A 22,655-nucleotide genomic window follows, 5' to 3' on the forward strand; every position below is an offset into this window, starting at 1 on the left:
CCGCAGGGGTCGCGCGCGGGGGGATGAAGGACGGAAGATTGGCGTGGGCCGGGCCATTTTCCATCGGTGCTTTTGCCGCTGCCGCTTTCTCCGTTGCCGCCCGCTCAGCCTTCGACCTTCCAGGCGTAGTAGCTCCAGCGATCGTCGGGCGGCAGGGGCAGCGGGGTCCAGTTGGGGCGCTGCAGCGGACGATCGGACAGCACGACGCCGCCGGGCAGCATCAGCGCGTCGATCAGCGGCGCCAGCCACGCCGCCTGCTTGGCGTCATGGTTGCGGTCGGTGCTGCCGAAATCGGCATGGGCCAGCCGGGCGCAACGGCCGAAACGCTCGGCGGCGGCCGGCATGGTTTCCTGGAAGTCGCCGACGAACAGGCGGTCCTCGTCCGGCGTCAGCTCCGGCGGCACGCGCACCCACATGTCGAACACCAGGATGTCGCGCGGCGGGAACAGGTGGCGCAGATGGTCGAAGGTGCGGCCCTTGCCCAGGCCAACCTCCAGCACCATGCCGTCGCGCCCGGCGACCGCGCGCTGCGCCCAGGCCAGCGCGTCGCGCTGCACCGTCATCCGGTCAATCATCCGGTCGAGCAGCGACCGGCTTTCCGCACCAATACCAACGTCGGCCGCCATCGGCCCCCTCCCCTTGCCAAGCGCCCGAACGGCACGGCAGCAGTTTGAAAGGCTGCGCGCGCGCCGTCGAGACAAAACGTCGCATGGCCGGGGCCGGCGGGTGCGGCTTCCCTGACTTCTGGCCGGCTTATGGCCGGTTCGGATCGAAGCGCTTCGCCAGCCCCTGCCAGCAGCGGTAATAATCGTGCTGAAGCTCGGCAGTTTCCAGTGCGTGCCGCGTCGGACGGATGACGGCGCGCGTTTCGAACATGAAGGCCATGGTGTCGCCGACCCGCTGCGGCCGGGCGGTGTCGGCGGCGGTCGCCTTGGCGAAGGTCTCCGCATCGGGGCCGTGGCCGCTCATGCAGTTGTGCAGGGAGGCGCCGCCGGGCAGGAAGCCCTCCTCCTTCGCGTCGTAGACCCCAACGATCAGGCCCATGAACTCGCTGGCGATGTTGCGGTGGAACCAGGGCGGACGGAAGGTGTCCTCCTGCACCAGCCAGCGCGGCGGGAAGATGACGAAGTCGATGCTGTCGACGCCGGGGGTGTCGCTGGGCGATTGCAGCACCAGGAAGATCGACGGGTCGGGATGGTCGAAGCTGATCGAGCCGATGGTGTTGAAGCGGCGCAGGTCGTATTTGCAAGGGGCGTGGTTGCCGTGCCAAGCCACCACGTCCAGCGGTGAATGGTCGATGCGGGCGGTCCACAGGGCGCCGTCGAACTTCGCCACCAGTTCGAAGTCACCGTCGACATCCTCATACCAAGCGTCGGGCGTCAGGAAGTCGCGCGGGTTGGCCAGCCCGTTGGAGCCGATGGGGCCGAGGTCCGGCAGGCGGAAGGGGGCGCCGAAATTCTCGCAGACATAGCCGCGGGCGGTGCCGTCAAGCAGTTCGACGCGGAAGCGGATGCCGCGGGGGATCAGCGCGATCTCCTGTGGTTCGACCTCCAGCACGCCAAGCTCGGTGTAGAGGCGCAGGCGGCCCTGCTGCGGCACGATCAGCAACTCGCCGTCGGCATCGTAGAAGAAGCGGCCCTGCATCGACCGGTTGGCGGTGTAGAGGTGGATGCCGCAGCCGGTCTGCGCCTGCGGTCCGCCGTTGCCGCCCATGGTGGTGAGGCCGGCGACGAAGTCGGTGGCCATGTCCGGCATCGGCGGCGGGTTCCAGCGCAGTTGGGTCGGCGGGGCCGGCACCTCGTCGAAGCGGCTGGTCAGGCGGCCGGACTCCAGCGGGCGGAAGGGTTCGTGCACGACCGCCGGGCGGATGCGGTAGAGCCAGGAGCGGCGGTTGTGGGCACGTGGTGCTGTAAAGGCGGTGCCGCTGATCTGTTCGGCATAGAGGCCGTAGGGCGGGCGCTGCGGCGAGTTGCGGCCGACGGGCAAGGCGCCGGGCAGGGCCTCCGTCGCGAACTCATTGCCGAAGCCGGACTGGTAGGTGAAGGCGGGGGACGTCATGCGGGCTGCTCCCTGTTCCGGGGGATGCGGCCGGCCTGGGCACCGGGCGCGACCATTTGTCGCTCATATAGTTTCTTTTGAAACTATGCGCCAGAGGAAAATGGAGGAGTTGTTGCGGCGGTTTGCCCCCTCCCTAACCCTCCCCCTCTTCGAGGGAGAGGGGACTGCCGTTGCTTCGACATTTACGTCACGTCGACAAGCGTCCTGCCCCCTCTCCCGCGAAGCGGGGGAGGGATGGGGAGGGGGCATTCGCAGCATCCCCATCCCCGCCTCAATTCATGCGGCGATCCGGCAGGTCCAGGATGAAGTCGCCGCCTTCGTCGTAGCCGGCGGTGCGGATCACGCCATATTGTGGGGTCTGCGGCGCCTCGCTGGTCACGTCCTGGCGGACTTCCTGGTAAAGCGCGTAGCCGTTGCTGTCCTTCGGCAGGCCCATCACCCGCTTCTTCAGCGCCACCGCGAAGGGGGAGTTCACCTCGCCGTCGGCAACCGGCTCGTCGCCGCCCGACGACAGGGCCATGACGGAGCGGCGCTGCCGGATCTCCTGCTCGCTGGCGAGGCGGCTGGCGTCGATCTTCTGCTCCTTGGTGAAGGCGCCGGAATAGCAGCTGTCCGACACCACCATCACATGCTTGGCCGGCATGCGGCTGAGGAAGCGGCCGATGTCGTTGTTGGACACCCAGTTGCGGGCGCTGGTCGTCTCCGCATCGGCCGGCAGCCAATAGCCGGTGCCGGTCTCCGCCAGTTCATAGCCGTGGCCGGCGTAATAGACCATCACCTGATCCTGCTCGCCGACCTCGCGGCCGAGCTTGCGCAGAGCCTCGCCGATCTGCGCCTTGGTCGGGTTGCGCAAGGTCCGCGTTTCGTAGCCGAGATGGTCGTTCAGCGCCTGCGCCACCGCCTTGATGTCGGCGCCGGGCGTGGACAGGGCCGGGATGGCGCTGTCGCGGTAGCTGTCGACCGCGATCATCAGGGCGATCTTGCGCGGCTTCGGCGGGGCGGCGGGATCAGGGGCGGCGGCCGCGCTGTCGATGGCGATGCGCTGCTCGGTCGTCTTGCCGGCCTCGTCGGTCATCGTCAGGGTGGCTTCGGTCGCCCCCGGCTCCACCGGGATGCTGGTGCGGAACTGGCCCTTCTCGTCGATGAAGACCCAGCGGCCGTTCACCCGCGCCTCCGCAAGGTTGGCGCTGTCGGCGACGATGCCGCGCAGGGTCATGCTGCCGCCGCGGGTGCGGCCGCCGCGCGCCTGCTGCAGGCTGGGCGGGGCCGAGGAGGCGGTCGGCCGGCCGAACATGTCCGCTGCCCGCGGGTTCGCCACCAACTGCCGCAGCGCGCCCGAGAAAGCCTGGGTGCGCTGCTCGCGCTCCACCCGCTGCACCATGGCGAGGTAGGTGCGGGCGACCTGGGGCGGCAGGTTGGCCTGGGTCACCGCGGCGCGCACCTGGGCATAGCCGCCGGGCTGGCCGGACGCGCTGTTCTGCAGGATGCCGCCGACGCGCACCGCCACCGGATCGCCGCTGGCGGTCAGGCCGCCGATCAGGGTGGGGACGGGAACGCTGGCCAGCACCGCGCGCTGTTCCGGCAGCGAGAGGCTGCCGGTCGACAGGCTCGTCACCGCCTGGACCATGCCGCCGCTGCCGGCCGCCTGGATGAGGGTGCCGGCCGCCGCCTGCACCTGCGGCGCGGCGAGAAGCTGCGGCCCCGGCTGCGACAGGGTTGCGCCGGAGGCGTAGGCCTGCGTCGCCTCCGCCGAGAAGGTGACGGAGCGTCCGGACGGCAGCACCACCGTCGCCGGCGCGGGTGGCGGAGACGGCGGAGAGGTCGGGCCGTTGCCGGCCGGCCGGGTGCCGTCGGAGGTCTGGCCGCCCTGCCCTGTCCCTTGCGCAGTCCCCTGCCCTGCCCCTTGACCCGCCCCCTGCTCCAGCGCCGCCAGGAAGGTCTGGGGGGCGGTCGCGGTGGTCGAGGTTCCGGGGGATGAGCCGGGTGTGGCGGCGGCCGTGGTGCCGGTGGCCGTCGAGCTGGAGCCGGTGGCCGGCGTCCCCGTCGGGTTGGCTGCAATCTGCGCCACCGTCTGCAGCACCGTCTGCACGGAAGTGCTGCCGGTCGTGGCGGTCTGGCCGGTCGACGGCGAGGTCGTGTCCGTCGTGCCGGTTCCGCCGGTGGTCGGCGTGCCGGTTCCGTCTCCGCTGTCGGTGCCGGGGGTGGTCGGCGTGGTGGGCGTCGGGGGCGTGGTTGGAGTGGTCGGGGTGGTCGGCGTGGTTGGGTCATCCGTGATCGGCGGCGTCACCGGTGGTGTAACCGGGGGCGTCACCGGCGGCGGAGGGGGCGGAGGTGGTGGCGGCGGAGGCGGAGGCGGAGGCGGAGGGGGCGGCGGGGAGCTGGTGACCACCACGTCCCCGTTGCTGTACAGCGCCGTCGCCTTTTCGCCGGTTCCGGCGGTGCCCTGAAGGCTCGCCTCTCCGCCGCCCGCGGCGATGCGGATGCTGCCGTCGGTTTCGGCATCGAGGCCGATGCCGGCGACCTCGTAGGTGACGGCCGACGTGCCGCCCTTGCCGATGATGGCGAGGCCGCCGGACGAGGTGATCGTCGCCGTGCCTTGGACTTTCACGCCCCAGGCCTCATCGGCATCCACCTGGGTGGCGTCGCCGTCGATCAGGATGGCGTCGGAGGCGGTGGCGTCGGAGCGGATCTGCGGGCTGCCGTCGAAACCGGTGGCGATCAGCACGCCGGCATTCCAGCCATAGAATGACACCGCCTTGCCGCGGATGGCGATCTTGCCGGTGCCGGAGAGAAGCTCGCTGGTCCCGGTGATGGCGACGCCGTGGCCCTCGCTGTCGTAATCGGAGCCCTCGCCGCGGATGGAGATGGCGCCGCCGCCGGAATCCAGCGTGGTGTTTTCGATGGCCACGCCGGCCGGGCCGTTCCAGTCGCCCTTGGCCGCCTGCTGCGTCGGATCGCTGCCGCCGCCCAGGGTGATGGCGCCGCCCGATGTCGTGATGCTGCTGGAGAGCAGGCGGACGGCCCCGCCCGACTGTCCGACGTTGCTGTCGAGCGTTACCGCTGAGCCGCCGGTCACGATGGTGCTGTCCGACAGGGCGACGGTTTTGGCGGCCTTGAGCGTCACGGCGCCGTCGGAATAGAGGCTGGTGCCGTAGTCGAGCAGCAGGTTGCCGCCGGACTCGAAGGTGATTCCGGCGGCGTTGGAGATCTCCGCACCGTTCAGCACGATGTCGCCGTCGGAGTTCTCGCCGCTCCGGATGGTGATGGGTCCGTTGCCCACCAGCACGGTGATGGTGGAGGTGCCATCGATGTTGACGGCGTCGCTGCCGATGCTGCTTTCGCCGCCACCTTCCGTACCGGTGATCTGAACGGCGCCGCCCGCGGTCTGCAGCACGGAGTCGGCGATCACGACGCCGCCGTTGCCGCCGTAATACATGCCGTTGCCGCCCTTCCCGTTCAGGGTGATGGCGCCGGTCGTAGTCTCCAGACGGCTGTTGTCGAGCAGGATGCCGTGGTTGCCCTCGCCGTTGTTCTCGCCGCCCTCGCCGTTGATCAGGATGGCCCCGGCGCCCGTGCTGACGGTGGCATAGCTGAAGGCGGCACCGACGCGGTTGTCCGACGGGGAATAGTCGCCATACATGCCGATTGCCGGCTTCTGCGTCGGGTCCGACCCGCCGCCGACGACGAAGGCGCCGCCATTGGTGTCGATGGTGACGGGCTTGGCGGAGGTTCCGGCAACCTGCACCACGCCCTTGCCGGACCCTGTGGCGGAATTCAGCGTGACGGACAGCGCGCCGGCGGTGGAGGTGATGCTCTCGAACACATAGATGTCGCGGTAGGCCTTCAGCGTCAGCGAGGCGTCGCCGCCGGAGGATTTCAGGATGGGCTGGTCGACGGTGATGTCGCCGGCCTCCGACCCATTCACGTCGGTCTGCAGCGTAACGCTGGTTCCGCTGTTCAGCGAGGTCTGGATCTCGGTGGCGGTGATGGTGCCGCCGGTGTCCGCCACGATGATGTTGGTCGGGTCGAGCAGCCAGGAGCCACCCTTCCCCTGTCCCGCCCCTGCATCCACCCTGCCCCGCACATGCAGCGACAGCTTGCCGGAGGTTTCGACGAAGCCGCCGTCGCCGCCGGCCGCGCCGCCGCGGGCGGAGACGGCGCCGTCGAAGCGGGTGGCGTTGTCGGCCCACACCACCACCTTGCCGCCCTTGCCCGCCTGCGTGGCGTCGGCGGTGATGGTGGCGCCCGGGGCCACCACGGTGTCGGTGGAGGGCGGCACCGGCTTGCGCGCCGGGCGGATGTTGTAGCCGGCCAGCGTGGCGGCGGATGCCTTGCCGCCCTGCACGTCGCCGCCGATCAGCACCTCCCCGCCCCCGGCCGGACCGGAGGCGTTGACGCGCGCCGATGCCGCCAGCGTCGTGCGGTTGCCGGACACGGTGACGGAGCCGCCGGTTTGAGGGGCGCCGGTTTGGCCCGGACCACTTTGAGAGTTGCCGCTGCCCCCGGCGTCGAGCGTGCCGGAGACCTCGACCTCGCCGCCGTCGCCGAGCAGGACGATGTCGCCGCCCTGCTGTTCCACCCGGCGGGCCTGCACGGTGCCGGACATGTTGACGACGCGGTCGACCAGACCCTTGGCGGCGCTGGCCGTCATCTGCACCCGGCCGCCGTCGGCGAAGATCTTGCCGCTGTTGCTGACCAGCGCATCCACCGGCTTGCCGTTGGCGCCGACGGGACGGGCGTCGGTCTTGGCGTCCACCGCAATGTTGATCTTCTGGTCGCCGAACAGGTCGACGACGAAGCGCTTGCCGGACGCCAGCGTCACCTCGCCCAGCCGGGCCTGGATGGTGCCGCGGTTGGCGACGCCGGGGGCGACCAGCGCCGCCAGACCGGCCTCGGCCACCGTGATGGTGCCCTCATTCTCCACCGTCGCGGTGGAGCCGGCGCGGCCCTCGAACTTATAGCGGCCGGCCATGAAGTCGTCGTTGCGGATGTCGTGGGTGGTGGCGAGCAGCCCGCCGACATCGACCTGGGCGTTCGGTCCGAACAGGATGCCGTTGGGGTTGACCAGCCAGACCTGCCCGTTGGCGGTCAGCCGCCCCAGGATTGCCGACGGGTCGGGGCCGGTGACACGGTTGAGGGTGATGGAGCCGGCGTCGGGCTGCTGGAAATTGGTGTGCTCGCCCTCACGGATGCCGAAGCGCTGCCAGTCGATCACCGCCTTGGAGGTCGACTGGATGATGTCGAGCCGGCCGGGGGCGGTCGCCTGGATGGTGGCGGCGCCGTCGGTGACCACGCCGCCTTCGGGATTGGCCAAGGCCGGGTGGGCCAGGGCCAGAGGGAGGGCCAGAGAGAGGGAGGTGATCGCGGCGACGATCGCGAAACGGGCCGCACCCGCCAGTGCCGTGCTGTGGCGCAACGTTGTCCGGTGCCGCGCCATGCCGCGTCGAACCGCCGTCCCGCCGAACGCCCCTGATACTCGCATCACCGATCCAATCCCCTCGCCGCCCCCGAAACCCGATGGGAAGGCAATACGCTGTCACAAACCAATGGATACGAAACATTTTAGCGACCCGACGGCCGCACGGAAATCCCGAAAGTGGTGACAGAATGTTTCGTGCCGGCAACAGAGGTTGCGCGTGTGCCGGCACCGGAAGCGTTACCGGTAACGGAAACGGAGTTGCAGGCGTTACCGGTAACGGCTTTTTGCGGTACAGGGACGGCCTATTTCCATGGCGCAGGTATCGCCTTTGCCCTTTCGAGCCGACCGCCGATCCGCTAATAAGAAGGCCATCAAGTAGACTGGCACGCGATGCAGGGGAAACAGATGGCCGATCCGACCGCCGTCGCCACGAGGAAGTCTGCGGGCAAATCATCAGGTAAATCAAGCGGCAGGCAAGCGACCCAGGATGCCGGAGGGTCGGTAAAGGCAGTCGCGCCGAAGCCGGCGCGCTGGGTGGTGTACAGTGCGCCGAAGGGCGGCACCGGCAAGACCACCAGCTGCAAGAACACCGCCGTCGCCGCGGCCAAGGACGGCATGCGGGTGGCGACGCTGGATTTCGATCCGCAGCGCACGCTGGGGCAATGGCACGAACTGCGCCGGCCGCATGACGTGGCGACCATTGACCATTACGAGGGCACGCTGGACGAGATCGACGCCGCGCTCGCCCAGATCGACCCTGCCCGCTACGACGTGGTGTTCATCGACACGCCGCCGTCGGTGGAACTGTATCCGGAGGCGACCAAGATCCTGCTGCGGCGCGCCGATCTGGTGCTGGTGCCGACCGGGGTCGGGCGCTTCGACAAGATGAGCGTCATCCCCTGGATGGAGTTCCTGCGCGATTATGGCCGCCCCGCCGCCTTCCTGCTGAACCGGGTCAAGCGCCGCTCGGTCAGCCTGCGCGAAGCCAAGCTGGAGCTGGGCCGCGTCGGCCGGCTGGTGCCGCACGAGGTGCCGGACATCGAGGACATGCACCGGGTCGACGACATCGGCTGTTCGATCGTCGATGTCGGCGCGGTGAACGGTGCCGACGAATGCCTGGGCGCCTGGTACTTCATCCGGCACGAGCTGGGGATCTGAAGATGGCCAACGTAAAGTCCTTCATGAAGAAGGTGGCGGAGCAGGGCAAGGCCGCTCCCCCGCCGGCGGCCAAGCCGGAGGTAGCGTCTACCCCTGTTCGCTCAGCGACGGCGGTGGCGCCGTCCAAGGCGGACCGCCGGGCGTCCGACATCAGCGACGCCATCGTGCCCTGCCACACCCGGCAGGAGTTCGCGCAGGAGATCCGCTATCACTGGAACCGCAGCCGCAAGGAATTCCTGTCGATCGGCCGGTACCTGAACCGGGCAAAGGAAATCCTGCCGCACGGCGACTTCGAGGCGATGATCGAGAGCGACATGCCGTTCTCGGTCGAGACCGCCTTCCGCTTCCGCGCGGTGGCGGAGGCGGTGGACACCGGCCGGCTGTCGCTGGAGGTGCTGCCGGGGGCGGAAAGCGTCGCCTATCAGATCGTCACCATGACGCCGGACGAGCTGGAGCGGGCGAAGGCGCTGGGGCTGATCCGTCCCGACGTGACCCGCCGCCAGCTGATCGACTTTAAGCGGTCGCTGCGCCCGCCGAAGGACGTGACGCCGAACGACCGGCGCCGGCAGCTGCTGGCCGAATATGCGAGGCTGCGCGCCCGCATGGCGGAGGTCCGCGACGAGCTGCGCCGCGACCATGGCATCGACCCGGAGCATGACCATGGCCGGTCCGGCCGCACCGGCGTCACCATCGACGTCGAGGCGGAGGACATCGGTCCCGCTACGGACGGCGAGACCTGATCCGCTTTAATGGTCGTGGGACGAGTGGGAGGCGATGCCGTCCCGGCTGCCGCTGCGGCCGGGAGTGGAGCCGCCGCTCAGCAGGTCGGTCAGCGCGCTGAAGTCGCGCTGGAAATTGCCGAAGAAATCGACGCTGCCGCCATTGCGGGACGCCCGCGCGGCGGAGGCCGTCATCTCGTGGGCCTCGCTGTGGCTGGATCGGCGGCTGGCGCTGCGCGCATGGTGCTTTGGAGCCTTCGGCTTGCGCAGCGGCGTGACCGCCGGCGGGGGAGGGGCGTCCGGTAAAGCGGCGGTTTCCGGCGCACTGGCGAAGGCGTCGTTGCACAGGCCGCGGTCGGCCGCCCGTTCCAGCCGATTGGGGTCGAGAATCCAGCAGTCGAAGGCGTCGGTCTGCGGCCGCTTCGGCGCCTGCACCGCGACAGCAACCGGAGCGCCCGGCGGTGCGGCCACCGGCTCCGGAGGAGCGGGGGAGGGCAGGGGGCTGGCGGTCTCCGGCGCGTACAGCAACGGTTCCGCAGCGGCCGGTCCTGCAACGGACAGGGCAAGCAGGGCGGCGAATGCCGCCGCCATCACCGTCCCGCTTCCGGTCGTCGTCCGGCCCTCGCCCGGCATCCTCCGTCCTTTCGATCGTCGCGCTCGCGTCTCTCAACAGATAAACGCATCAGCGCGCCTGTTCGTCCGCGCGAAATGGGGGCGGTGCCCGGGAGACGCGGTACTCCTTCCGGGCGGGCTCTTTCGGCGGTGGGGCAGGGCGCGAGTTGCGCCCCGGTGTGGGGCGTTGTCGCAGGGGCGGGTTGGCGCTCTTGTCAGGCGGGCGGGTTGGTGGGACAGTTCGGCCCCTGTTTCCCTTACGAGAATGGACGGCGGCGCCGGCGACATGGCCGATTTCAACTGGAACGACCTGCGCTTTTTCCTGGCGGTGGCCCGGGCCGGCACGCTGACCACGGCGGCCCAGCGCCTGCGGGCCGATCACACCACGGTCAGCCGCCGCATCACCGCGCTGGAGGACGCGCTGCGCGTCACCCTGTTCGAACGCCGTCCCAGCGGATTCACCCTGACGCCGCAGGGCGAGCGGCTGAAACAGACCGCCGAGGTGATGGAGAGCGCGGCGCTTCTGGCGCAGGGGATGGTGGCCGACGGCGACCTGTCGCTGGCCGGTGCGGTCAGGATCGGCGCGCCGGACGGCTTCGGCAGCTGTTTCCTGGCGCCGCGCATCGGGGCGCTCTGTGAGCGCCATCCGGAGCTGGAGGTGCAACTGGTCGCCATGCCGCGCGTCTTCAGCCTGTCCAAGCGCGAGGCCGACATCGCCATCAGCCTGTCGCGCCCGCAGGAGGGGCGGCTCTATGCGCGGAAACTGACCGATTACCGGCTGGGTCTGTACGGCACCGCCGCCTATCTGGACGCCCGGCCACCGATCCGCAGCCGCGCCGACCTGCGCGGCCATTCCTTTATCGGATATATCGACGACCTGATCTTCGCGCCCGAGCTGGACTATGTCGAGACCATCGGGGAGGTGGCGCCGCGCATCAAGAGCAGCAGCCTCGTCGCCCAGTTGAAGGCGACGCTGGCCGGGGCCGGCCTGTGCATGCTGCCCGCCTTTATCGCGGCCGGTGAGCCGGATCTGGTGCAGGTGCTGCCGGACGAGGTGACGATCACCCGGTCCTTCTGGCTGATCGTGCACGAGGATCTGCGGTCGCTGGCGCGGATCTCGATGACCGCCGACTACATCGCCGATCTGGTGCGGCGGGAGCAGGCGCTGTTCCTGCCCCCAACCGCTGCCTGATTCAGCCTTCGCCGCGCAGCATGCGGATGATGCCGGAGAAGTCGGTGCCGCCTTCGCCTTGCGCGTTCATCATGGCGTAGAGCTGCGCCGCCGCAGCGCCCAGCGGGGTGGGGGCGCCGGCGCTCTGCGCCGCTTCCTGGGCCAGCTTCAGGTCCTTCAGCATCAGCGCCGCCGCGAAACCGGGCTGGTAATCGCGGTTGGCCGGGCTGGCCGGCACCGGGCCGGGGACCGGGCAATAGCTGGTCAGCGACCAGCACTGGCCCGACGAGGTCGAGGACACGTCGAACAGCGCCTGATGCGACAGGCCGAGCTTTTCCGCCAGGACGAAGGCCTCGCAGACGCCGATCATCGAGATGCCGAGGATCATGTTGTTGCAGATCTTCGCCGCCTGACCGGCACCGGCGCCGCCGCAATGGACGATCTTCTTGCCCATGGCTTCCAGGATCGGGCGGGCGCGTTCGAAGGCTTCCGGTTCGCCGCCGGCCATGAAGGTCAGCGTGCCGGCCGACGCGCCGCCGACGCCGCCCGACACCGGCGCGTCGAGCGAGGCGGCACCCTTGGCGGCGGCCAGCGCATGGGCCTTGCGGGCGGAGTCGACGTCGATGGTGGAGCAATCGATCAGCAGCGTGCCCGGCTTCACCGCCGCGACGATGCCCGTGTCGCCGTCATAGACGCCCAGCACGTGGCGGCCGCCCGGCAGCATGGTGATGACCACCTCCGCCGCGGCGGCGATGGCCGCAGGGCTGTCGCCGATGGTGACGCCGGCCGCCTTGGCCGCGTCGATCGCCGCCGGTGACAGGTCGAAGCCCGACACCTGATGCCCCGCCTTCACGAGGTTCGCGGCCATCGGGCCGCCCATGTTGCCCAATCCGATGAAACCGATCATCGCCATCGTCGCGTCTCCCGTTGGTTTGGATTTTTTGGGTGCTTCCCCCTCTCCCTCCCGGGGAGAGGGTCGGGGTGAGGGGGAGGCACATGCTGGATTTGGTTAGGAATGGAAGGTGCGCGGTTCTTGAAGATCCTCGCCGCGCGCCCCCCTCACCCTAACCCTCTCCCCGGGGGGAGAGGGGACTAGGGGGCGTGTTGGTCAGGCCATCCGCCCGATCTCGCTGCGCGAGACGATCAGGCGCATGATCTCGTTGGTGCCTTCCAGGATCTGGTGGACCCGGAGGTCGCGGACGATCTTCTCCACGCCGTAATCGGCCAGATAGCCGTAGCCGCCGAACAGCTGCAGGGCGTTGTTCGCCACCTCGAAACCGGTGTCGGTGGCGAAGCGCTTCGCCATCGCGCAGAGGCGGGTGGCGTCCTTGCTCTTGGCGTCGAGCGCCGAGGCGGCGCGGTGGACGAAGGTGCGGGCGGCCTCAAGCTCGGTCGCCATGTCGGCGATGCGGAACTGCAGCGCCTGGAAGCGGTCGAGCGACTGGCCGAAGGCCTTGCGCTCGCTCATGTAGGTCAGCGCCTTGTCGAGCGCTGCCTGGGCGCCGCCGATGGAGCAGGCGGCGATGTTGATGCGGCCGCCGTCCAGACCCTTCATGGCGAACTTGAAGCCCATCCCTTCCTGCCCCAGCAGGGCAGAGGCGGGGACGCGGGCGTCCTCCATGATGACGGCGCGGGTCGGCTGGGCGTTCCAGCCCATCTTGTGCTCGTTGGCGCCGAAGGAAAGGCCGGAGGTGTCCTTGGGGACCAGGAAGGCGCTGATGCCGCCGGGGCCGTCCTCGCCGGTGCGGGCCATGACGAGGTAGAGGTCGGAGCTGCCGGCGCCGGAAATGAACTGCTTGGCGCCGTTCAGCACGTAGCTGTCGCCGTCGCGCACGGCCCTGGTGCGCAAGGCCGCGGCGTCGGAGCCGGCGTTGGCCTCGGTCAGGCAATAGCTGGCGAGCCATTCCATGGTGCAGAGCTTCGGCAGCCAATGGGCCTTCTGCTCGTCATTGCCGAAATTGTCGACCATCCCCGCCACCATGTTGTGGATGGAGATGTAGGAGGCGATGGTCGGGCAGCCCTGGCTCAGCGCCTCGAAGATCACCACGGCGTCGAAGCGGCTGAGCGCCGAACCGCCATGATCTTCCGACACATAGATGCCGCCCATGCCGAGCTCGCCGGCGGCGCGGAGCGTGTCGACGGGGAAATGCTTCTTCTGGTCCCACTCGACGGCGTTGGGCGCCAGCTCGTCGCGGGCGAAGGACAACGCCATGTCGCGGATGGCGACCTGGTCTTCGGTCAGTTCAAAGGACATGCGTCACCTCGTCGAAGTTCCCCTCTCCCGTCCCGGGAGAGGGTCGGGGTGAGGGGGATGCGTTGCGTGCCTTCGCGAGAATCCTCGCTGTGCGTCCCCCTCACCCTAACCCTCTCCCCGGGGGGGAGAGGGGATATTCTAGCCCATCAATCCATGGTCGGAATGACGAAGCTGGCGCCTTCCTTGACGCCCGAGGGCCAGCGGGAGGTGACGGTCTTGGTCTTGGTGTAGAAGCGCACCGCGTCGGGGCCGTGCTGGTTCAGGTCGCCGAAGCCCGAGCGCTTCCAGCCGCCGAAGGTGTAGTAGGCGAGCGGAACCGGGATCGGAACGTTGATGCCGACCATGCCGACATCGACGCGGCTGGCGAAGTCGCGGGCGGCGTCGCCGTCGCGGGTGAAGATCGCCACGCCGTTGCCGTACTCGTGGTCGTTCGGCAGCGACAGCGCCTCTTCATAGGAGTCGGCGCGGACGACGGAGAGGACCGGGCCGAAGATCTCCTCCTTGTAGATGCGCATGTCCGGCTTCACCTCGTCGAACAGGCAGCCGCCCATGTAATAGCCGTTCTCGTAGCCCTGCAGCGTGAACTCGCGGCCGTCGACCGCCAGCTTGGCGCCTTCCTTGACGCCGAGATCGACGTAGGACTTCACGCGCTCCAGATGCTCGCGCGTCACCAGCGGGCCGAAATCGGCGCTGCTGTCGGTGGAGGGGCCGACCTTCAGGCCTTCCACCCGCGGGATCAGACGCTCCATCAGGGCGTCGGCGGTCTTCTTGCCGACCGGCACGACGACGGAGATCGCCATGCAGCGCTCGCCGGCCGCACCGTAACCGGCGCCGATCAGCGCGTCGGTCGCCTGGTCGAGGTCGGCGTCCGGCATCACCAGCGCATGGTTCTTGGCGCCGCCGAAGCACTGGACGCGCTTACCGTTGGCGCAGCCGCGGTTGTAGATGTATTCGGCGATCGGGGTGGAGCCGACGAAGCCCACCGCCTTGATGTCGCGGTCGTCGAGGATGGCGTCCACCGCCACCTTGTCGCCGTGGACGACGTTGAGGATGCCCGCCGGCAGGCCGGCCTCCAGCATCAGCTCGGCCAGCTTGACCGGCACGCCGGGGGTGCGTTCCGACGGCTTCAGGATGAAGGCGTTGCCGCAGGCGATAGCCGGGGCGAACTTCCACATCGGGATCATGGCCGGGAAGTTGAACGGCGTGATGCCGGCGACGACGCCCAGCGGCTGGCGCATCGAATAGATGTCGATGCCGGGACCGGCGCCGTCAGTGAACTCGCCCTTCAGCAGGTGCGGGATGCCGCAGGCGAACTCCACCACCTCAAGCCCGCGCTGGATGTCGCCCTTGGCGTCGATGATGGTCTTGCCATGCTCCAGCGACAGCAGCAGCGCCAGTTCGTCATAGTCGCGCTGGACGAGGTCGAGGAAGCGCATCAGGACGCGGGCGCGGCGCTGCGGGTTGGTGGCGGCCCAGCCGCGCTGCGCCTGCTTGGCGTTCTCGACCGCGGCGCGCATCTCCTCCACGCTCGCCAGCGGCACGCGGGCGCGCACCTCGCCGGTCATCGGGGAGTAGACGTCGGCGAACCGCCCCGACGTTCCGGAAACCAGCTTGCCGCCGATCAGGTGCTGAAGTTCGGTGGTCATCCTATTGTCCTCCCTCGGGATTGTTTGTCACCATGTGGACCTGAGCGGCCCTTTGGCGCGACCCGAAACTTTGCGCATCGGTTGTGCAGGAATGCGGCAAGCGCCCTCCGATGGCCGCCCGCAACCCTCGAACGTGTGGGGAGACTTGGGCGCGCCCGACGCTTATAGTGCGCCCGCGCTCCAGCCCTGGGAAACCCTGGTTCAGGACAAAGGGTGCGGGGCGGGGGATAGCCGCAGAAACGGCGAAGCGGAATGAACATGACCAGCCACGAAGACGTCTTCGACACGCCAGAGACACGGCAGCCGACCATCCTGTCGGTCTACAACCAGAAGGGCGGCGTCGGCAAAACGACCACCTCGGTGAACCTCGCGCTGGCACTGGCGGCGCTGGGCAAGAGCGTCGTGCTGATCGATTTCGACCCGCAGAGCAGCGCCACCAGCAATTTCCTGCTGCGCGACAAGGCCAAGGTCGGCATCAACGACCTGCTGCGCAAGGAAACCTTCGTCGAGGACGCCATCACCCCGACCGCCTTCGACGGGCTGTCGATGATCGTCGGCGCGCGCAAGCTCTATTCGCTGGAACATGCGCTGGACAGCCGCGGCGGCTCGCAGCGGGGCTTGCGCAAGGCGCTGCACTTCTCGCGCAACCCGCCGGACTATGTCGTCATCGACTGCCCGCCGGCGCTGGGCCATCTGGCGGCCGGCGCGCTGGCGGCGTCGGACCGGCTGATCGTGCCGGTGTTTCCGGGGCGCTATGCGCTGGACGGGCTGCGCCGCACCCTGCAGGTGGTGGAGCATATCCAGAACGGGCTGAACCCCAGCCTGACGCTGGCCGGCATCCTGATGCTGTCGATCACCAACGACGAGGTCGGTCGCGAATCGCTGACCCAGCTGCGCAACGAGTTCCCGGAGCAGATGTTCCGCACCGCCTTCCCCTATGACGTGGATGTGGTGAAGGCGACCTACCGCCGCATGCCGGCGGCGATCTTCACGCCGGACGGGCGGACCACCAGCCGCTTCGCCGCGCTGGCCTGGGAGATCGTCCATGGCCGCGGCAGCACGCCCGACGACGCCCAGTTGAAGCCGGCGCTGGAGCGCATCCAGGCGTGGCACGAGGCGACCGACACCTCCTACAGCGCGCGGCGCGCGTCCTCCATCGACGAGGGCGACGAGCCGGGCGGCGGGGGCAATGGGGCGCGGCAGGCGGAGCGCGGCGGATCGCGGTCGGGCGGCGGGATGGGGGCTGTGCTTGTGGGGCTGGTGATCGGGCTGGTCGGCGGCTTCGCGCTGGGGGCGGCCGTGGGGCAGCCGATTTTGGGCAAGCTGCTTGGGCTGGGAGGGTAGGATTTCCCCTCTCCCGTCCCGGGAGAGGGAAGGGGCCCGCCGCGAAGCGGTGGGAAGGGTGAGGGTTGGGGCACGGAGCCATGCGGTTCGGGATTCTCGGACTCCCCCTCACCCTCCCCATGCTGCGCATGGGTCCCCTCCCTCTCCCGGGGCGGGAGAGGGCGCTTGGGCGCATCTACAATCAACAAGAGGGCCGTGTCATGCTTCCTGTCGATGCCGTACTGCGCAAGGTGGATGAGTCCTTCGAGGAGTCGGTCGGCCGGCTTTGCGAGCTGCTGCGCATTCCCTCGGTCAGCACCGATCCCGCCTATGCCGGCGAGGTCCGGCGCGCCGCCCGCTGGTGTTCCGACAGGCTGACGGCGATGGGATTCACCGTCACCATCCATGACACGCCCGGCCACCCGATCCTGGTCGCTCACCATCCAGGGCCGGGCCCAGGGCCGGAGGGGGCAGAGACGCCGCATGTGCTCTATTACGGCCATTACGACGTGCAGCCGGCCGACCCCATGGAGCTGTGGACCAGCCCGCCCTTCGACCCGGTGATCGTCGAGGCCGAGCGGGGGCGCCGCGTCGTCGCGCGCGGGGCCGCCGACGACAAGGGCCAGACCATGACCTTCATGGAAGCCTTCGAGGCCTGGCACGCCGTCCACGGCTCCATCCCGATCCGCGCCACCGTGCTGCTGGAGGGCGAGGAGGAAACCGGCAGCCCGTCGCTGCCGCGCTTCCTGAAGGAGCATGCGGCGGAGTTGCAGGCCGATTTCTGCCTGGTCACCGACACCAACGCCTGGGACGTCGACACCCCGGCGATCACCACCCGGCTGCGCGGGCTGCTCTATCTGGAAGCCACCGTCACGGGCCCGAGCCACGACCTGCATTCCGGCCTGTTCGGCGGCGCCGTGCCCAACCCGCTGAACGTGCTGAGCGGCATCCTGGGCCAGATCCACGATGCCGACGGGCGGGTGCGCTTCGACGGCTTCTATGACGGCGTGCGCGAACTGCCGGACGAGTTGCGGGCGCAGATCCGTGGCCTGCCGCTGGACGAGGCGCAGTTCCTGGGCGCGCTCGGCCTGACCCGCAGCCATGGCGAGGCGGGGCGGACGCTGCTGGAGCGCATCTGGACCCGGCCGACCTGCGACATCAACGGCATCTGGGGCGGCTATACCGGCGAAGGGTCGAAGACCGTCATCCCGGCCAAGGCGTCGTGCAAGCTGAGCTGCCGTCTGGTGCCCGGCCAGGATCCGGCCGCGGTCGAGGCGTCGGTCCGACGCTTCTTCGAGGAGCGGCTGCCGGCGGACTGCACGGTCAGCTTCCGCAGCTTCAGCTCCTCGCCCGGCATCGAGGTGCCGACCGACACGCCGTGGATGCAGGCGGTGCGCGGCGGGCTGAAGGAGGCGACGGGGCGCGACGGCGTGCTGATCGGCGGCGGCGGGTCGATCCCCATCGTCGGCTGGTTCCGCGAGCATCTGGGGCTGGACACCATCCTGGTCGGCTTCGGGCTGGATGACGACCGCATCCATTCGCCGAACGAGAAGTTCGAGCTGAAATGCCTGCGCAACGGTATCCGCAGCCATGCGGCGATAGTGGGCCGTTTGGCGGCCGGGCGGGTTGGCTGAGGCTTGGGCGGACCTAAATCTTCCCGATCTGCGGCAGGGGTGGGCTGACGCCTTATCTCCTGCCGCCACCGACACGATCGAGACGGGAATTCGCATGTCCGCCCTGTTCACGCCCTTCACGCTGAAGGACGTCACCCTGCGCAACCGCATCGCGGTTCCGCCGATGTGCCAGTACAGCGCCGTCGACGGCGTCATCAACGACTGGCATCTCGTCCATTATCCCGGCCTCGCCCGCGGCGGCGCCGGTCTGGTGATCGTCGAGGCGACGGCGGTGTCGCCGGAAGGCCGCATCACGCCGGGCTGCACCGGCCTGTGGAACGACACCCAGGCGGACGGGATGGCGCGCATCGCCGCGTCCATCGCCGCCGCCGGTGCCGTTCCCGGCATCCAGATCGGCCATGCCGGCCGCAAGGCCAGCGCCAACCGCCCGTGGGAGGGTGACGACCACATCGCCGACAACGATCCGCGCGGCTGGGACACCATCTCGCCGTCGGCCGTGCCCTTCGGCCATCATCTGCCGAAGGTGCCGAAGGCGATGACGCTGGATGACATCGCCCGCGTCCGCGCCGACTTCGTGGCCGCCGCCGTGCGCGCCCGCGATGCCGGCTTCAAATGGCTGGAGCTGCATTTCGCCCACGGCTATCTCGGCCAAAGCTTCTTCTCGGTCCACGCCAACAAACGCACCGACCAGTATGGCGGCGACCTTGCCGGGCGCAGCCGCTTCCTGCTGGAAACACTGGCGGCGGTGCGCGAGGTGTGGCCGGAAAACCTGCCGCTGACCGCGCGCTTCGGCGTGATCGAGTATGACGGGCGCGATGAGCAGACGCTGGCCGAGTCGATCGAACTCGCCCGCAACTTCCGCGCCGGCGGGCTGGACATGCTGAGCGTCAGCGTCGGCTTTTCCACCCCCGATGCCCGCGTTCCGTGGGGGCCGGCCTTCCTGGCGCCGGTCGCCGAGCGGGTGCGGCGCGAGGCGGAGCTGCCGGTAGCGGCGGCCTGGGGCATCGACGCGCCGAAGATCGCCAACCGGACCGTCGCCGACGGGCAGCTGGATCTGGTGATGGTCGGCCGCGCCCATCTGGCCAACCCGCATTATCCCTACCGCGCGGCCAAGGAACTGGGCGTCGAGCGTCCGTCCTGGGTGCTGCCGGCGCCCTACGCCCACTGGCTGGAGCGTTACCGCGCCACTGATGCCGCGGAGTGAGGGTGGTGCAGTAATGGAGACGGCCTGCGGAAGGACCGCAGGCCTCTCTCGGCCGTCGTTCCCGCGAAGGCGGGAATCCAGTCCACATAGGCACTTGGGTGCGAAGTTTCCTGGTTCCCCGCCTTCGCGGGGATGACGGCCGAAGTTCGTTCTCTAACAGCTGCCCGGCGTCAGCCCGCTTCCGCCGCGGAAGAGGCGCTCCACAGGTTGATGCCGGCGTCGGCGACGGCGTGGGTGTCGATCTCCGCCAGCTCCTCCGAGCTGAAGGACAGGTTGTTCAGCGCGTCCAGCGAGTTGTCGAGCTGCTCGACATTCCGCGCGCCGATCAGGGCGGAGGTGACGCGCGGGTCGCGCAGCACCCAGGCGATGGCCATCTGCGCCAGCGTCTGGCCGCGCCGCTGGGCGATGGCGTCGAGCGCGCGGATGCGCTCCAGGTTCTCCGGCGACAGGAAGTTGGCGCGCAACGTCCCGCCCTTGGCGGCGCGGGCGTCGGCAGGCTGGCCCCCGAGATACTTGTTGGTCAGCATGCCCTGGGCCATCGGCGAGAAGGCGATGCAGCCCATGCCGAGGTCCTCCAGCGTCTCCAGCAGCCCGCCTTCCACCCAGCGGTTCAGCATGGAGTAGGACGGCTGGTGGATCAGGCAGGGGGTGCCCAGCTCCTTCAGGATCCCGGCCGCCCGGCGCGTCATCTCCGGCGAGTAGGAGGAGATGCCGACATAGAGCGCCTTGCCCTGGCGGACGATGTGGTCGAGCGCGCCCATCGTCTCCTCCAGCGGGGTGCGGGGATCGACGCGGTGCGAATAGAAGATGTCGACATAGTCGAGACCCATCCGCTTCAGGCTCTGGTCCAGGCTGGAGACCAGATACTTGCGGGAGCCCCAGTTGCCGTAGGGGCCGGGCCACATCTCGTAACCGGCCTTGGTCGAGATCACCATCTGGTCGCGATAGGGGCGGAAATCGGTGGCGAGGATGCGGCCGAAATTCTCCTCCGCCGAACCGGGCGGCGGGCCGTAGTTGTTGGCGAGGTCGAAATGGGTGACGCCGCGGTCTAAGGCCCGGCGCAGCACGGCCCGCCCGGTGGCGAACACGTCGGTGCCGCCGAAATTCTGCCAAAGCCCCAGCGAAATGGCCGGCAGGTCCAGCCCGCTGCGGCCGGTGCGGCGATAGCTCATGCCTTCGTATCGCCGGTCGGCGGCAAGGTAGGGCGGCTGCATGGCGTTCTCCCGATGTAATCTTGAGTGATATATCAGCATAGGGCGGCAGTGGGGCCGGGCGCAATGGCGCGGCCGGTCATATCACTGCGGGAAGGGCGGCTGGCGGGGCGGGACCGCGCGACCGGCACAATGCCACCATGACAATCCGGCGCTCCGGCCTCAACTTGTCACGCAAACCATCCGCAAGACAGAACCATTTCCAGGAAGGCCGGCGCGCCCCCTCGTTTCACAAGGATTTTTAGAGTCTGTCGAGAGCGGCGCTTGTGTCTGTGGCCGAAAAGATACATCCGACATCGGAAATGTAATGGTGACAATGTTCCGTTTGACCCCGCCGATTACGTCTCCATAATCCTGATTGTCTCGATTGTTCGAGCGTTGTGCGCCAGATGATGGAGGATCCGATGCGCCACACCGACGTGACCCGCAGTTCCGGCCCGTACACGGCAGCCCCGGGCGCCGTCCCGGCCGCCGACCGCGTCACCCGTGTCGCCTCGCGTTCGCTCTGGCGGCTGCTCGACGTGTTGTTTTCCGCGATGGAACGGCGCAAACAACGTCATGCACTGGCGAGGCTCGACGACCATCAGCTGAAGGACATCGGCGTCAGCCGGTCCGAGGTGGAGCAAGAGGTGTCGAAGCCGTTCTGGCGGGGATGAGACGATGGCCAATGAATCCATACAGAGCCAATCCATTCAAATCGAATACGCAGTCGAACCGGACCTGAGCGCCGACGATTTCATCGACGTTCTGGAACGCTCCGGGCTGGCGGAACGCCGGCCCGTGGGCGACCGCCCGCGGGTGGAGGCGATGCTGCGCAACGCCGGCCTGATCATCACCGCGCGGGAGGATGGACGGCTGGTCGGCGTCGCCCGGTCGATCACCGACTTCGTCTATTGCTGCTATCTGTCCGACCTCGCCGTCGACCGCGCCCTGCAGGGGCGCGGCATCGGCAAGGAGCTGATGCGCCGCACCCGCGACGCGATGGGGCCGGGCACCATGTGCCTGCTGCTGTCCGCACCCAAGGCCATCAGCTTCTACGAGCAGGCCGGGCTGAAGCGGCACGAGCAGGCCTTCCTGTTCACCGATCTGGAATAAGACACCGGGGGGAGCACCGCCGCCATGCCCGACACGATCACCAGCACCGTGGCCGATACGACTGGCCTCGCCATCTCCTATGCCGACGTGGCCGGGGCGGCGGAGCGGATCGCCGGCGTCGCCCACCGCACGCCGGTGCTGACCAGCCGCACCGCCGACACGCTGACCGGTGGCGAGCTGCTGTTCAAGTGCGAGAATTTCCAGCGCACCGGCGCCTTCAAGATGCGCGGCGCCTACAACGCCATCGCCCGCTTCACGCCGGTGCAGCGCGCGGTCGGCGTCGTCGCCTATTCGTCCGGCAACCACGCCCAGGCCATCGCGCTGGCGGCGTCGATGCTGCGGGTGAAGGCGACCATCGTCATGCCGATCGACGCCCCGGCGGCCAAGCTTGCCGCCACCCGCGGCTATGGCGCCGAGGTGGTGCTGTACGACCGCTATGCCGAGCCGCCCGATGCCGCCGTCGCCCGCGTGGCAGAGGAGCGGGGCGGCATCTTCATCCCGCCCTTCGACCACCCGCATGTGATGGCCGGGCAGGGCACCGTCGCCAAGGAACTGATCGAGGAGGTCCTGGCGGGCGGTGGCGCACCGCTGGACCTGCTGGTGGTGCCGACCAGCGGCGGCGGGCTGCTGGCCGGCTGCGCGGTGGCGGCGAAGGCGCTGAACCCCGGCTGCCGCGTGGTCGGTATCGAGCCGGAGGCCGGCAACGACGCCCAGCAGAGCCTGCGCAGCGGCAGCATCGTCCGCATCGAGCCGCCGAAGACCATCGCCGATGGCGCCCAGAGCCGCAATGTCGGCCAGCTGACCTTCCCGGTGATGCAGCGGCTGGTCGACGACATCGACACCGTCACCGACGACCAGTTGGTCGACGCCATGCGCTTCTTCGCCAGCCGGATGAAGATGCTGGTCGAGCCGACCGGCTGTCTCGCCGCCGCCGCGGTGCTGTCCGGCAAGATCGACGTGCGCGGCAAGCGCGTCGGCATCGTCGTCACCGGCGGCAACGTCGACCTCGCCCGCTTCGCCTCGCTGGTGGCGGGCTAGACTCCCTCTCCCGCCCCGGGAGAGGGAAGGGGCCCATGCGGAGCATGGGAAGGGTGAGGGGCAATCCGAGGATCAGAATCCATGTTCGGATTGCCCCCCCCCCCCCCCCCCCT

17 protein-coding genes are annotated in these 22,655 nt (G+C 69.1%); 9 read left to right on the forward strand and 8 right to left on the reverse strand.

Translation table 11 applies throughout. The features are described from left to right. Positions 1 to 104: 104 nt before the first annotated feature. From TSO5_RS20635 to TSO5_RS20645, 3 genes are all read right to left on the reverse strand, one after another. Complete coding sequence (locus tag TSO5_RS20635) at positions 105 to 626, reverse strand: class I SAM-dependent methyltransferase (RefSeq protein ID WP_199230961.1); 522 nt, start codon at positions 624 to 626, stop codon at positions 105 to 107. 127 nt (positions 627 to 753) lie between these two features. After that, on the reverse strand, positions 754 to 2,058 hold the full coding sequence (gene hmgA, locus TSO5_RS20640) for a homogentisate 1,2-dioxygenase (RefSeq protein ID WP_109153318.1): 1,305 nt from the start codon (positions 2,056 to 2,058) through the stop codon (positions 754 to 756). A gap of 271 nt (positions 2,059 to 2,329) precedes the next feature. Next, entirely contained in the window at positions 2,330 to 7,540 is a 5,211-nt protein-coding gene (locus tag TSO5_RS20645; RefSeq protein WP_247870850.1) for a filamentous hemagglutinin N-terminal domain-containing protein, read from the reverse strand. A 471-nt stretch (positions 7,541 to 8,011) separates the two neighbouring features. Between TSO5_RS20645 and TSO5_RS20650 the strand changes: the two genes are divergently transcribed. Both TSO5_RS20650 and TSO5_RS20655 read left to right on the forward strand, forming a co-directional pair. Beyond that, positions 8,012 to 8,635 (forward strand): ParA family protein, encoded by a 624-nt coding sequence (locus TSO5_RS20650; RefSeq protein WP_247870851.1) that lies wholly within the window; start codon positions 8,012 to 8,014, stop codon positions 8,633 to 8,635. A gap of 2 nt (positions 8,636 to 8,637) precedes the next feature. Then, positions 8,638 to 9,375, forward strand: coding sequence for a DUF3102 domain-containing protein (locus TSO5_RS20655; RefSeq protein WP_109153320.1), 738 nt, complete (start codon positions 8,638 to 8,640; stop codon positions 9,373 to 9,375). Positions 9,376 to 9,381: 6 nt separating this feature from the next. Here TSO5_RS20655 and TSO5_RS20660 read toward each other — a convergent pair whose 3' ends face one another. Further along, positions 9,382 to 9,987, reverse strand: coding sequence for a hypothetical protein (locus tag TSO5_RS20660; protein ID WP_109153321.1), 606 nt, complete (start codon positions 9,985 to 9,987; stop codon positions 9,382 to 9,384). Between the two features lie 265 nt (positions 9,988 to 10,252). Here TSO5_RS20660 and TSO5_RS20665 point away from each other — a divergent pair, with 265 nt between their 5' ends. Then, positions 10,253 to 11,158 (forward strand): LysR family transcriptional regulator, encoded by a 906-nt coding sequence (locus TSO5_RS20665; protein ID WP_109153335.1) that lies wholly within the window; start codon positions 10,253 to 10,255, stop codon positions 11,156 to 11,158. A 1-nt stretch (position 11,159) separates the two neighbouring features. On the opposite strand, the gene mmsB is transcribed toward TSO5_RS20665, so the two are convergent. From mmsB to TSO5_RS20680, 3 genes are all read right to left on the reverse strand, one after another. Further along, a complete protein-coding gene (mmsB, locus tag TSO5_RS20670) occupies positions 11,160 to 12,050 on the reverse strand; it encodes a 3-hydroxyisobutyrate dehydrogenase (protein WP_109153322.1) in 891 nt (296 codons plus the stop codon). 195 nt (positions 12,051 to 12,245) lie between these two features. After that, on the reverse strand, positions 12,246 to 13,391 hold the full coding sequence (locus TSO5_RS20675; RefSeq protein WP_109153323.1) for an isobutyryl-CoA dehydrogenase: 1,146 nt from the start codon (positions 13,389 to 13,391) through the stop codon (positions 12,246 to 12,248). Positions 13,392 to 13,537: 146 nt separating this feature from the next. Then, positions 13,538 to 15,037, reverse strand: coding sequence for a CoA-acylating methylmalonate-semialdehyde dehydrogenase (locus tag TSO5_RS20680; RefSeq protein ID WP_109153324.1), 1,500 nt, complete (start codon positions 15,035 to 15,037; stop codon positions 13,538 to 13,540). 258 nt (positions 15,038 to 15,295) lie between these two features. Between TSO5_RS20680 and TSO5_RS20685 the strand changes: the two genes are divergently transcribed. The 3 genes from TSO5_RS20685 (at position 15,296) to TSO5_RS20695 (ending at position 19,198) form a co-directional block, all read left to right on the forward strand. Beyond that, positions 15,296 to 16,381 carry an AAA family ATPase gene (locus TSO5_RS20685; RefSeq protein WP_282183520.1) on the forward strand — a complete coding sequence of 362 codons (1,086 nt, stop codon included), beginning with the start codon at positions 15,296 to 15,298 and terminating at the stop codon, positions 16,379 to 16,381. A gap of 200 nt (positions 16,382 to 16,581) precedes the next feature. Continuing rightward, the gene (locus TSO5_RS20690) at positions 16,582 to 17,994 is read left to right on the forward strand and encodes a M20/M25/M40 family metallo-hydrolase (protein WP_109153326.1); all 1,413 of its coding nucleotides are present in this window, start codon (positions 16,582 to 16,584) and stop codon (positions 17,992 to 17,994) included. A 94-nt stretch (positions 17,995 to 18,088) separates the two neighbouring features. Continuing rightward, on the forward strand, positions 18,089 to 19,198 hold the full coding sequence (locus TSO5_RS20695; protein ID WP_109153327.1) for an NADH:flavin oxidoreductase/NADH oxidase: 1,110 nt from the start codon (positions 18,089 to 18,091) through the stop codon (positions 19,196 to 19,198). A 170-nt stretch (positions 19,199 to 19,368) separates the two neighbouring features. Here the strand turns inward: TSO5_RS20695 and mgrA are convergent, their stop codons facing one another. Continuing rightward, positions 19,369 to 20,412 (reverse strand): L-glyceraldehyde 3-phosphate reductase, encoded by a 1,044-nt coding sequence (gene mgrA / locus TSO5_RS20700; RefSeq protein ID WP_109153328.1) that lies wholly within the window; start codon positions 20,410 to 20,412, stop codon positions 19,369 to 19,371. Positions 20,413 to 20,813: 401 nt separating this feature from the next. Between mgrA and TSO5_RS20705 the strand changes: the two genes are divergently transcribed. Genes TSO5_RS20705 through TSO5_RS20715 form a run of 3 tightly spaced genes read left to right on the forward strand, consistent with a single transcriptional unit; the run spans position 20,814 to position 22,542 of the window. Next, entirely contained in the window at positions 20,814 to 21,065 is a 252-nt protein-coding gene (locus TSO5_RS20705) for a DUF1127 domain-containing protein (protein ID WP_247870852.1), read from the forward strand. 4 nt (positions 21,066 to 21,069) lie between these two features. Further along, positions 21,070 to 21,504 carry a GNAT family N-acetyltransferase gene (locus tag TSO5_RS20710; RefSeq protein ID WP_109153329.1) on the forward strand — a complete coding sequence of 145 codons (435 nt, stop codon included), beginning with the start codon at positions 21,070 to 21,072 and terminating at the stop codon, positions 21,502 to 21,504. Between the two features lie 24 nt (positions 21,505 to 21,528). Then, positions 21,529 to 22,542, forward strand: coding sequence for a threo-3-hydroxy-L-aspartate ammonia-lyase (locus TSO5_RS20715; protein WP_109153330.1), 1,014 nt, complete (start codon positions 21,529 to 21,531; stop codon positions 22,540 to 22,542). Positions 22,543 to 22,655: the final 113 nt, after the last annotated feature.

This window comes from Azospirillum sp. TSO5 (assembly GCF_003116065.1).
Lineage (GTDB): Bacteria > Pseudomonadota > Alphaproteobacteria > Azospirillales > Azospirillaceae > Azospirillum.